The organism is Pseudomonas sp. SDO524_S393 (genome assembly GCF_054071875.1).
In genome coordinates this window covers 1-4,060 of record NZ_JBSVVZ010000135.1, presented here as the reverse complement: position 1 = coordinate 4,060, position 4,060 = coordinate 1, and the positions used below count along the sequence as shown (strand labels likewise).

Annotated in this window: 4 protein-coding genes; 3 read left to right on the top strand and 1 reads right to left on the bottom strand. The window is 60.9% G+C overall.

The window, feature by feature from the left end; all coding sequences use genetic code 11:
* Positions 1-136: 136 nt before the first annotated feature.
* Complete coding sequence (locus ACW9IB_RS29270; protein WP_457366683.1) at positions 137-622, bottom strand: FKBP-type peptidyl-prolyl cis-trans isomerase; 486 nt, start codon at positions 620-622, stop codon at positions 137-139.
* Between ACW9IB_RS29270 and ACW9IB_RS29265 the strand changes: the two genes are divergently transcribed.
* From ACW9IB_RS29265 to ACW9IB_RS29255, 3 genes are all read left to right on the top strand, one after another.
* Positions 621-911, top strand: a complete 291-nt coding sequence (locus tag ACW9IB_RS29265) for a DUF3565 domain-containing protein (RefSeq protein WP_457366688.1) — start codon at positions 621-623, stop codon at positions 909-911. The genes ACW9IB_RS29270 and ACW9IB_RS29265 overlap by 2 nt on opposite strands.
* A gap of 80 nt (positions 912-991) precedes the next feature.
* The gene (gene pta, locus ACW9IB_RS29260) at positions 992-3,091 is read left to right on the top strand and encodes a phosphate acetyltransferase (RefSeq protein ID WP_457366682.1); all 2,100 of its coding nucleotides are present in this window, start codon (positions 992-994) and stop codon (positions 3,089-3,091) included.
* Positions 3,092-3,991: an acyltransferase gene (locus tag ACW9IB_RS29255; protein ID WP_457416781.1), complete on the top strand. Its 900-nt coding sequence runs from the start codon at positions 3,092-3,094 to the stop codon at positions 3,989-3,991.
* The last annotated feature ends 69 nt before the right edge of the window (positions 3,992-4,060 follow it).

The following is a 4,060-nucleotide window of genomic DNA, read 5'->3' as shown; positions in this document are numbered from 1 at the left end:
CACTGAATAACGTGGCTGACACGCCCTCATCGCGGGCAAGCCCGCTCCCACATTTGGATTGCGGTGTATTTTCAGGCGCAAAAAAAACGCCCCGAACAGGTCGGGGCGTTTTTGCTACCGATTGATCAAACCACAATCAATGGTGGTGACCACCTTCACCGTGGATGTGGCCGTGAGCCACTTCTTCCTGGGAGGCGTCACGTACAGCAACGATCTTCACCTGGAAGTTCAGGCGCTGACCGGCCAGCGGGTGGTTGCCGTCAACGGTGACGTCGTCGCCGTCCAGGTCACGAATGGTCACGATCTGCATCTGGCCATCCGGCGCGGAAGCGTGGAACTGCATGCCCACTTCCAGTTCATCAACACCTTCGAACATGCTGCGGCTCAGGGTGCTGACCAGTTCTGCGGAGTATTCGCCGTACGCATCTTCCGGCTCGATGGAGACTTTCAGCTCGTCACCGACATCCTTGCCTTCCAGTGCCTTTTCCAGGCCCGGAATGATGTTACCTGCGCCTTGCAGGTAAACCAGCGGCGCGCCGCCGGCGGAGCTGTCGATGACCTCACCAGCGTCGTTGGTCAGGGTATAGTCAATGGAGACAGCCTTGTTGGCGGCGATCGGCATGGGGCGAGACCTTTTGCATAAGAATGAAGAACGGACAAGTCTAAACAAGGATTTGCCCGAAAGCGAACAGAACCCGGACAGACGGGGCAGAACCCAGGCCTCGACGGTCACGGGATTCCATCAGGACGAAGAACGGCACTGGGTGGTCGAGCTGTCCTGCGGCCACACCCAACACCTGCGGCACCAACCGCCCTGGCAGTCACGGGCCTGGGTCAACGACCCGGCGCAACGCCTTGAAAAAATAGGCGAACCCTTTACGTGCGGCTGGTGTGCGCAAGGTCTCGAATAACGATAACCTTGACGCCTGATCATCGGTAGGCACCCAGCCATAGGGCGCCACCCAAGCCATGCACCTTCCAGAGAACCCGCATGCAGACTTTTTTTATCGCGCCCACCGATTTTGGTGTGGGTCTGACCTCCATCAGCCTCGGGCTGGTGCGTACTCTTGAACGGGCCGGACTGAAAGTCGGCTTCTTCAAACCGATTGCCCAGCCGCACCCCGGCGACACCGGCCCCGAGCGCTCAACCGAGCTGGTGGCGCGCACCCACGGCCTCAAGCCGCCCCAGCCATTGGGCCTGGCGCATGTAGAACGCATGCTGGGTGATGGCCAGCTCGACGAGCTGCTCGAAGAGATCATCACCCTGTATCAACAGGCAGCCGTGGGCAAGGACGTGCTGATCGTCGAAGGCATGGTCCCAACCCGCAATGCCAGCTATGCGGCACGGGTCAACCTGCACCTGGCCAAGAGCCTGGATGCGGAAGTGATCCTGGTGTCCGCCCCGGAAAACGAAGTGCTCACCGAGCTTTCCGGCCGCGTGGAATTGCAGGCCCAATTGTTCGGCGGCCCGAAAGACCCGAAAGTACTCGGCGTGATCCTCAACAAGGTGCGCACCGACGAAAGCATGGAGGCCTTCTCGGCTCGCCTCAAGGAGCACTCGCCGTTACTGCGCAGCGGTGATTTCCGCCTGCTCGGCTGCATCCCCTATCAACCCGAACTCAACGCGCCACGCACCCGCGACGTGGCCGACCTGATGGGCGCGCAGATTCTGAATGCCGGCGACTACGAAAGCCGGCGCATGACCAAAATCATCATCTGTGCCCGCACCATGCGCAACACGGTGGAGCTGCTAAAGCCCGGCGTACTGGTAGTGACCCCCGGTGATCGCGACGACATCATCCTGGCCGTCAGCCTGGCGGCGATCAACGGCGTGCCCCTGGCCGGATTGCTACTGACCAGCGACACCCTGCCCGACCCGCGCATCATGGACCTGTGCCGTGGCGCCTTCCAGGCCGGGCTACCGGTGCTGTCGGTCAGCACGGGCTCGTACGACACCGCCAACCAGCTCAACAGCCTGAACAAAGAAATCCCCATCGACGACCGCGAGCGCGCCGAGATCATTACGGATTTCGTCGCCAGCCACCTCGATGCACGCTGGCTGCACCAACGCTGCGGCACGCCACGGGAGATGCGCCTGTCGCCGGCGGTGTTCCGTTACCAGTTGATTCAGCGTGCCCAGGCCGCCAATAAACGGATCGTGCTGCCCGAAGGCAGCGAGCCGCTGACCGTGCAAGCCGCCGCCATCTGCCAGGCACGGGGCATTGCCCGCTGCGTACTGCTGGCCAAGCCGGCGGATGTGGAAGCCGTGGCCCGCGCCCAAGGCATCGAACTGCCCGAGGGCCTGGAGATTCTCGACCCGGACCTGATCCGTCAACGCTATGTCGAACCGATGGTGGCCCTGCGCAAAAGCAAGAGCCTCAACGCACCGATGGCCGAGCAGCAACTGGAAGACACCGTGGTGATCGCCACCATGATGCTCGCGCTGGACGAAGTGGACGGCCTGGTGTCGGGCGTCATCCACTCCACCGCCAACACCATCCGCCCCGCCCTGCAACTGATCAAAACGGCGCCGGGCTGCACCCTGGTGTCGTCGGTGTTCTTCATGTTGTTCCCCGAACAGGTGCTGGTGTACGGCGACTGCGTGATGAACCCGCACCCGAGCGCCGCGGAGCTGGCGGAAATCGCCCTGCAAAGCGCCGACTCGGCAGCAGCCTTCGGCATTACGCCGCGCGTGGCGATGATCAGTTATTCCAGCGGAGACTCGGCCAGCGGCGAAGAAGTGGAGAAAGTCCGCGAAGCCACCCTGCTCGCCCACGAACAGCAACGCTCGCTGCTGATCGACGGCCCCCTGCAATATGACGCCGCCGCCAACGAAACCGTGGCTCGACAATTGGCCCCCAACAGCCAGGTGGCCGGCAAGGCGACAGTGTTCGTGTTCCCGGACCTGAACACCGGCAACACCACCCACAAAGCCGTGCAGCGCAGCGCCGACTGCGTGAGCCTGGGGCCGATGCTCCAGGGCCTGCGCAAACCGGTGAACGACCTGCCACGGGGCGCCCAGGTCGATGACATCGTGTACACCATCGCACTGACTGCGATCCAAGCCGCCAACCGACCGATGGATAACTAAATGCTGGCTTTCCTACCTGCTGCCGTACGCGGGGTGATCGCGTCCTTGCTGTTGGCGCTGAACACAATCCTGTTGTGTTCGTTCCTGTTCATCGTGGCACTGTTCAAGGCGCTCCCCTTCGCCAAGCACTTCAGCGAATGGCTGATGAACCATACCCACGAAGCCTGGGTGACCAACAACAAGGGTTGGATAAACCTGGTACAGCGCACCCGTTGGCACCTGAATGGCCTGGACGGCCTGGATTACCAGCATTCGTACCTGGTAACCAGCAACCACCAGAGCTGGGTGGACATCATGGTGCTGCAATATGTGCTGAACCGCCGAATTCGCCCGCTCAAGTTCTTCCTCAAGCAGGAACTGATCTGGGTGCCCGTGATTGGTCTGGCCTGGTGGGCGCTGGGTTTCCCGTTCATGAAGCGCTACACCAAGGCGTACCTGGAGAAACACCCGGAGAAGAAAGGCAAGGATCTGGAAACCACCCGCAAAACCTGTGCGAAGTTTCGCCACAACCCGGTGGGCATTTTCAACTTTGCCGAAGGCACGCGATTTACCGCCGGCAAACACGCCCAGCAGCAGTCGCCGTTTCGCTACCTGCTCAAACCCAAGGCCGGTGGCATTGCGTTCGTGCTGGATGCCATGGGTGAGCAGTTGAAGTCACTGGTGAACGTGACCATCCACTATCCTGCCGGGCGCCCGGGATACTGGGATTTGCTGTGCGGAAATGTGAAGGAGGTGGTGGTGCAGTTTGAAGAGGTGCAGATTCCCGCTGAATTCATTGGCAAGAATTATGAGCAGGATGGGGAGTACCGGACGGCGTTTCAGGGCTGGATCAATAAGCTGTGGGAAGAAAAAGACCAACTACTGGAAGAACTGCACACACAATTCCCAGACAAAAAGTGATCAAAAATGTGGGAGCTGGCTTGCCTGCGATGCAGGCACCTCGGTACATCAGTTGAACCGAGGTGATGC

Coding starts and splice junctions, on each gene's coding strand:
- ACW9IB_RS29270 (WP_457366683.1), bottom strand. CDS start 622: ATGCCGATCGCCGCCAACAAGGCTGTCTCCATTGACTATACCCTGACC.
- ACW9IB_RS29265 (WP_457366688.1), top strand. CDS start 621: ATGGGGCGAGACCTTTTGCATAAGAATGAAGAACGGACAAGTCTAAAC.
- ACW9IB_RS29255 (WP_457416781.1), top strand. CDS start 3,092: ATGCTGGCTTTCCTACCTGCTGCCGTACGCGGGGTGATCGCGTCCTTG.
- pta (WP_457366682.1), top strand. CDS start 992: ATGCAGACTTTTTTTATCGCGCCCACCGATTTTGGTGTGGGTCTGACC.